General features: G+C 43.4%; 1 pseudogene. It reads right to left on the minus strand.

The window, feature by feature from the left end:
• Nucleotides 1-98: 98 nt before the first annotated feature.
• Nucleotides 99-8,230 (minus strand): annotated as a pseudogene (locus NFR46_RS06370) (accessory Sec-dependent LPXTG-anchored adhesin); the annotation flags it as partial.

Genomic DNA, 8,230 nt, shown 5'->3' on the forward strand with positions numbered 1-8,230 from the left:
TTCACGTTTAAAGCAAAAACAAGGGCTAATGGTCGGAAACCATTAGTCCTTGTTCTAGTCCTTACGCGGATTACTTCGCGTTTAGTTATTTAAATCGACTACTTGTTATCATCCTTGTGCTTCTTTCCGGTGATGCCAAGAAGAGCAAACATTGCGGAGATGAAACCAAGGTCGGCTAACATTTGAGCGTTACCGGCATTACCAGTTTGTGGCAATCTCATGTGACCACGTTGACTAGCAGCGGCATTGCTGTTGCCGTTACCACCGGCGACATTACCAGTTCCGGTACCAAGAGCACCGTTGCCAGTAAGACCAGCAGCACCGAAGTCAAGGCTAGATGCGGTTTGACCTGCACCCGTGCCGTAACCGAGGTTAGCGAGACCACTGTTACCAGCAAGGCCATTATTAGCAGTGTTGATTGCGCCATTACCATTATTGGCATTAGCTGCACCGTTGTTAGTTTGGCTACCGTAGTTACCATTATCATTACTGATGCTGGTTGAACCTTGGTTACCATTGCTACCGCCGACACTTGCTGCGTTACTCAAGCTCTCACTGAGACTTGCACTGTGTTGTGTTGATTCACTAGCTGATTGACTAAGTGACGCACTTTCACTCAAGCTCCGTGATGCTGGGTTGTCATTTGAAGTGGTGTTAGAGATAACCATGGAGCCACTAGCAACTGCATTAGATGTGCTAATACTCATTGACAATGATTCTGAAGCACTTACACTGACACTCTTACTAATTGAAGCAGAAGTTGAAGCACTCTTGCTCAAGCTTTCTGAGATTGATGCGCTGACGCTTGCATTATCATTGCTGTTTGAGGTTTGTGAACCACTGTTGCTCTTGCCAGCATTAGATGCACTAACACTTGCTGACAATGATTGTGATGCGCTATCACTGAGACTTGCACTATTGCTAATTGAAGCAGAGGTTGAAGCACTCATTGATGCTGAACCACTTACGGAGATTGAAGCACTAGTGGATTGACTTGCACTGATACTCTTGCTGATTGATTCGTTTGCACTACTATTGCTCAATGAAGCATGGGATTCACTATTGTTCTTATCATCTGCATTAGATGCACTGACACTTGCGGATAATGATTGTGATGCACTATCGCTAAGTGAAATACTCAAGCTCTTCGAAGCACTGCCGCTCAAGGATGTGCTGAGTGATTGACTTGCGCTTGCGGATGCTGATGCGCTTTGTGAACCGCTGACACTGAGTGATGTGGATGCGCTCATTGAAGCTTTTTGACTTACATCAGCGTTGGAGTTGCTAATGCTCAAGCTCTTCGAAGCACTGTCACTCAAGGATGTGCTGAGTGATTGACTTGCGCTTGCGGATGCTGATGCGCTTTGTAAACCGCTGACACTGAGTGATGCAGATGCACTAGCACTCAAACTAGTTGAAGCACTTTGACTTACTGAGGTTGATGCGCTTGCGGAAAGACTTGCGGAGGCGCTAGTACTCAATGAGTTAGATGCTGAAGTGCTGAGACTAGTTGATACGGATTCGCTATCTCTAAGACTAGTACTCAAGGATTGACTTGCACTTGCTAAAGCAGATGTGCTTTGTGAACCACTGACACTGAGTGATGCAGATGCACTCGTGCTCAAGCTGGTTGAGGCACTTACTGAAGTTGAAGCACTTGCGAATAATGATGTACTCAAGGAACGACTTGCGCTATCGCTGACGCTCGTTGATACGGATTCACTGTCGCTAAGTGATGTACTCAAACTCCGTGATGCGGAATCACTCAAGCTAGTTGAAGTTGAAGCACTGTTGCTGAGTGAAGTGCTCAAGGATGCGCTTGAACTTGCACTAAGGCTAGTTGATACGGATTCGCTATCACTCAAACTGGTACTGAGTGAACGACTTGCACTATCACTAAGACTAGTGGATACAGACTTGCTGTCGCTAAGTGAAGTACTCAGGCTTGCAGATTCGCTAAGACTCCGACTTACAGCAGCGTTGGAGTTATTGATGCTGATACTCAATGAAGTTGAAGTACTGTCACTAAGACTGGTACTCAATGATTGACTAGCAGATACTGATGTACTCATGCTCCGTGATGCGGAATCACTAAGACTAGTTGATACAGATTGACTACCACTCAAACTGGTACTCAATGATGTTGATGCACTATTTGATACAGATGTACTCAAACTCCGTGATGCGCTGTTGCTCAAGCTATCTGATACTGAAGCACTGTCGCTGAGACTAGTTGAAAGTGATGCTGAATCGCTGAGTGAAGTACTCAAGCTTGCGGATTCACTAGAACTAAGTGATGTGGATGCACTTGAACTTGTACTCAAGGATACTGATTGACTTGCACTAAGGCTAGTTGAAGCTGAAGCACTCAAGGAATCAGATACAGAAGTGCTGTTACTCAAACTAGTGCTCAAGGAACGACTTGCGCTGTTGCTGAGACTAGTTGATACGGATTCACTATCACTCAAGGATGTGCTGAGTGAACGACTTGCAGATACTGAAGTACTCAAGCTGGTTGAGGCACTGTCACTAAGACTAGTTGATACGGATTGACTACCACTCAAACTAGTACTCAAGCTTGCGGATTCGCTAGAACTAAGTGACATTGATGCAATTGAGCTTGCACTTAAGGATGCTGATTGACTTGCACTGAGACTGGTTGAGGCAGATGCACTCAAGCTGTCTGATACTGAAGTGCTGTCACTAAGGCTAATGCTAAGTGAATGACTTGCACTATCGCTGGTGCTGAGTGATACAGAAGCACTAGCACTAATTGATGATGAAGTTGATTCACTAGAACTCAAGCTGGTGCTCAAGCTTGTGGATTGACTTATACTCAAACTAGTTGATGCTGAAGTACTCAAACTATCTGAAGTTGAAGCGCTGTCGCTAAGGCTGGTGCTCAAGCTCCGTGATGCACTGTTGCTGAGACTAGTAGATACAGACTCACTATCACTCAAGGATGTGCTGAGTGAACGACTATCTGAAATTGAAGTACTCAAACTTGCGGAAGCACTGGCACTTACGCTAGTTGAAGCTGAGCCACTTAAACTATCAGATACTGAAGTACTGTTACTCAAACTAGTACTCAATGAACGACTTGCACTATCGCTGACACTCGTTGATACAGACTCGCTATCACTTAAGCTGGTGCTGAGTGAACGACTTGCGCTGACTGATTGACTTGCTGATACAGAAAGTGATGTTGATTCGCTAGCTGATACAGATTCACTCTTTGAGCTGCTGTCAGATACAGAGGTACTCAAACTCCGTGATGCGCTGTTGCTCAAGCTATCTGATACTGAAGCACTATCGCTGAGACTAGTTGAAAGTGATGCTGAATCGCTGAGTGAAGTACTCAAGCTTGCGGATTCACTAGAACTAAGTGATGTGGATGCACTTGAACTTGTACTCAAGGATGCTGATTGACTTGCACTAAGGCTAGTTGAAGCTGAAGCGCTCAAGGAATCAGATACAGAAGTGCTGTTACTCAAACTAGTACTCAATGAACGACTTGCGCTGACTGAAGCTGTTGATTGACTTGCTGATACAGAAAGTGATGTTGATTCACTATCGCTGAGTGAAGTACTCAAACTCCGTGATGCACTGTTGCTCAAACTGTCAGATACCGAAGTGCTATCGCTAAGACTAGTGCTGAGCGAACGACTATCTGATACTGAAGTACTCAAACTGGTACTCAAGCTTGTGCTCAAACTAGTTGATGCTGAAGCACTTAAGCTATCTGATGTTGAAGCACTGTTACTCAAGCTGGTGCTCAAGGATTGACTTGCACTAGCAATTGCTGAAGCTGAAGCACTGTTAGATACAGATACTGAAGTAGATTCACTAGCAGATACAGAAAGCGATGTAGATTCACTGTCACTAAGGCTAGTGGATACAGATTGGCTACCACTCAAGCTAGTACTTAAGCTTGCAGAAGCACTGGTACTTAAACTAGTTGATGCTGAAGCACTTAAACTATCTGAAGTTGAAGTACTGTTACTCAAACTAGTACTCAATGAACGACTTGCACTATCACTAAGGCTAGTAGATGTTGATTCACTAGAACTAAGTGATGTACTCAAGGATGAACTTGCACTTGTGCTTGCTGAAGCAGAAGCACTGTCAGACACAGATACTGATGTTGATTCGCTTGCAGATACTGATTCACTAGTTGATGCACTATCACTAAGACTAGTACTCAAACTAGTTGATGCTGAAGCACTTAAGCTATCTGAGATTGAAGTACTGTTGCTCAAGCTGGTACTCAATGAATGACTAGCTGAGATTGAGGTACTCAAACTCCGTGATGCACTGTCGCTAAGACTAGTGGATTCAGATTGGCTACCACTCAAGCTAGAACTCAATGATGCAGATTCACTAGAACTGAGACTAGTTGAAGAACTGTCACTCAAACTCTCTGAAGTTGAAATGCTCTTGCTAATTGAAGTATTCAAGGATGAACTTGCACTTTGACTAGTAGATACTGATTGACTGTTCTTGATAGAGTCGGAAGTAGATTCGCTAGCTGATACAGATTCACTCTTTGATGTACTGTCAGATACTGAGGTACTCAAACTCCGTGATGCACTGTTGCTCAAACTGTCTGAAGTTGAAGCACTACCACTAAGTGAAGTACTCAAGGATTGACTTGCGCTAGCACTTGCGGATGCAGAAGCACTGTTAGATACAGATACTGATGTTGATTCGCTTGAACTTACTGATTCACTCTTGGAAGTTGAATCGCTGAGACTAGTTGAAAGTGAGCGACTTGCACTGTTGCTAATGCTGTCAGCAGTTGAAGTACTATCACTTACAGAAGTGCTCAAGGATTGACTCTTGCTGAGGGAAGTACTCAATGAACTACTCAAGCTATCACTAAGACTACTGCTCTTTGAGATACTGTCGCTAAGACTGGTGCTCAAGGATTGACTAGCCTTGTCACTAAGGCTGGTAGATTCAAATTGACTACCACTCAAGCTTGAACTCAATGAAGTACTGAGTGATTGACTTGCACTAGTTGAAGTTGAAGCTTCTTGACTGTTCTTAACAGATGTTGAAGTCGATTCACTAGCGCTTACTGACTCGCTCTTAGAAGTACTGTCAGATACTGAAGTACTCAAACTCCGTGATGCGCTATCGCTAAGACTAGTTGAGGTTGATTCACTAGCACTCAACTTGGTGCTAAGTGAAGTGCTGTCACTGAGACTAGTTGAAAGTGAAGTTGAAGAACTATCACTTAAGCTGGTACTCAATGAACGACTATCAGAGATTGAAGTACTCAAACTCCGTGATGCACTGTCGCTAAGACTAGTGGATTCGGATTGACTACCGCTCAAGCTAGTGCTCAAGGATGCGGATTCACTAGAACTCAAACTAGTTGAAGCAAAGGTGCTCAAGCTGTCTGAAGTTGAAGTGCTGTCACTCAATGAAGTACTCAAGGATTGGCTTGCACTAGCACTTGCAGATGCTTCTTGACTATCCTTAATGGATGTTAAAGTTGATTCACTGTTCTTGACGGATTCACTAGTTGAAGCAGAATCGCTGAGGCTAGTACTCAAGCTCCGTGATGCACTGTTGCTAATGCTATCGGATACTGAGTTGCTGTTACTCAAGCTGGTGCTCTTGGAAGTGCTGTCACTTAAGGAAGTGCTGAGACTTGATGAAAGACTGGCACTTACGCTATCGCTGAGTGAACGACTTGCACTGTTGCTTAAGCTGTCAGAGGTTGAAGTCCTATCACTTACAGAAGTGCTCAAGCTGTCGCTCTTGCTGAGTGAAGTACTCAAGGAACTACTCAAGCTATCACTGAGACTGCTGCTCTTTGAAATACTATCACTAAGACTAGTACTCAAGGATTGGCTAGCCTTGTCACCGAGTGAAGTACTATCACTGAGACTAGTTGAAAGTGAAGTTGAAAGACTTGAACTTCCCTTCGTACTCAAGGATACTGATTCACTTTGCTTTACAGATTCGCTAGTTGAAACTGACTCGCTCAAACTAGTTGACCGTGAAGCTTCAGCACTATCCTTAGTGGATTCGGACTTGGAGTTAGCATCACTTAATGAAGTACTCAATGAACTACTCAAGCTGTCGCTGAGACTGCTGCTCTTTGAGATACTACCACTAAGACTTGTACTCAAGGATTGACTGTCGCTGAGTGATGTGCTGAGGCTCCGTGATGCCTTATCACTAAGACTAGTGGATTCGGATTGGCTAGCAGAAAGTGATGAACTTAAACTTGCACTTACTGATGTAGAAGTACTTTGACTATCCTTGATCGAGTCTGAAGTAGACTGGCTGTTCTTGACAGATTCGCTAGTTGATGCACTGTCGCTGAGACTAGTACTCAAGCTCCGTGATGCACTGTTGCTAATGCTATCGGATACTGAGTTGCTGTTACTCAAGCTGATGCTCTTTGAAGTGCTGTCGCTCAATGAAGTACTGAGTGATTGACTTGCACTAGCTGAAGCAGAAACGCTTTGACTGTCCTTAATCGAAGTTGAAACTGACTTACTTTGATCAGTAGAAAGTGAGCTTGAAGTGCTTTGACTAAGCGAAGTGCTTAAGGATGAATCTTCACTGTTCTTGATTGATTCACTCTTGGAAGCACTGTCGCTAAGACTAGTTGATTCAGATTGACTACCAGAAAGTGAACCGCTAAGTGACTTGCTCAAGCTGTCAGACTTAGAAGTTGAATCACTAAGGCTAGTTGAAAGTGAACTGGATGTTTCCTCACTATTCTTAATTGAAGTGAAAGTCGATTGACTGGCACTTACTGATTCAGCAGTTGACTTACTATCACTTAAGCTAGTTGATTCAGATTGACTGGCACTAGCTGAGACAGAAGCGCTTTGACTATCCTTGATCGAAGTAGAAGTAGACTCACTGGAGCTTACTGATTCACTCTTGGACTTGCTATCTGAAGCAGAAGTACTCAAGCTTGAACTTGCACTTACTGATGTTGAAGCACTTTGACTGTCCTTAACAGATGTTGAAGTCGATTCACTATTCTTAACAGATTCACTAGTTGATTCACTGTCACTGAGACTAGTACTCAATGAACGACTTTGACTATCCTTAATTGATTCAGAAGTTGAGTTACTTTCACTGTTCTTAATTGAAGTAGATGTTGATTGACTGGCACTTACTGATTCAGCGATCGACTTACTATCACTTAAGCTAGTTGATTCAGATCGACTGGCACTAGCTGAGGCAGAAGCACTTTGACTGTCCTTAACAGATGTTGAAGTCGATTCACTCAAACTAGTTGAAAGTGATGAACTTAAACTTGCACTTACTGATGTAGAAGCACTTTGACTATCCTTGATCGAGTCTGAAGTAGACTGGCTGTTCTTGACAGATTCGCTAGTTGATGCACTAGTACTCAAGCTCCGTGATGCACTGTTGCTAATGCTATCGGATACTGAGTTACTGTTGCTCAAGCTAATGCTCTTTGAAGTGCTGTCGCTCAATGAAGTACTGAGTGATTGACTTGCACTAGCTGAGGCAGAAGCACTTTGACTGTCCTTAACAGATGTTGAAGTCGATTCACTATTCTTAACAGATTCACTAGTTGATTCACTGTCACTGAGGCTAGTTGATTCAGATTGACTCGCACTTGTTGATGCAGAAACGCTTTGACTTTCTTTAATCGAAGTTGAAACTGACTTACTTTGATCAGTAGAAAGTGAGCTTGAAGTGCTTTGACTAAGCGAAGTGCTTAAGGATGAATCTTCACTGTTCTTGATTGATTCACTCTTGGAAGCACTGTCGCTAAGACTAGTTGATTCAGATTGACTCGCACTAGCTGAGGCAGAAGCACTTTGACTGTCCTTAACAGATGTTGAAGTCGATTCACTAGCTGATACGGATTCGCTCTTTGAAGCACTGTCGGATACTGAAGTACTCAAGCTCCGTGATGCGCTATTGCTCAAGCTATCTGAAACTGATGCACTACCACTAAGACTAGTGGATTCGGATTGGCTAGCAGAAAGTGAACTGCTAAGTGACTTGCTCAAGCTGTCAGACTTAGAAGTTGAATCGCTAAGGCTAGTTGAAAGTGAACTGGATGTTTCCTCACTATTCTTAATTGAAGTGGAAGTCGATTGACTGGCACTTACTGATTCAGCAGTTGACTTACTATCACTTAAGCTAGTTGATTCAGATTGACTGGCACTAGCTGAGGCAGAAGCACTTTGACTGTCCTTAACAGATGTTGAAGTCGATT

Origin of the sequence: Limosilactobacillus agrestimuris (genome assembly GCF_943193105.1) — a bacterium.
Lineage (GTDB): Bacteria > Bacillota > Bacilli > Lactobacillales > Lactobacillaceae > Limosilactobacillus > Limosilactobacillus agrestimuris.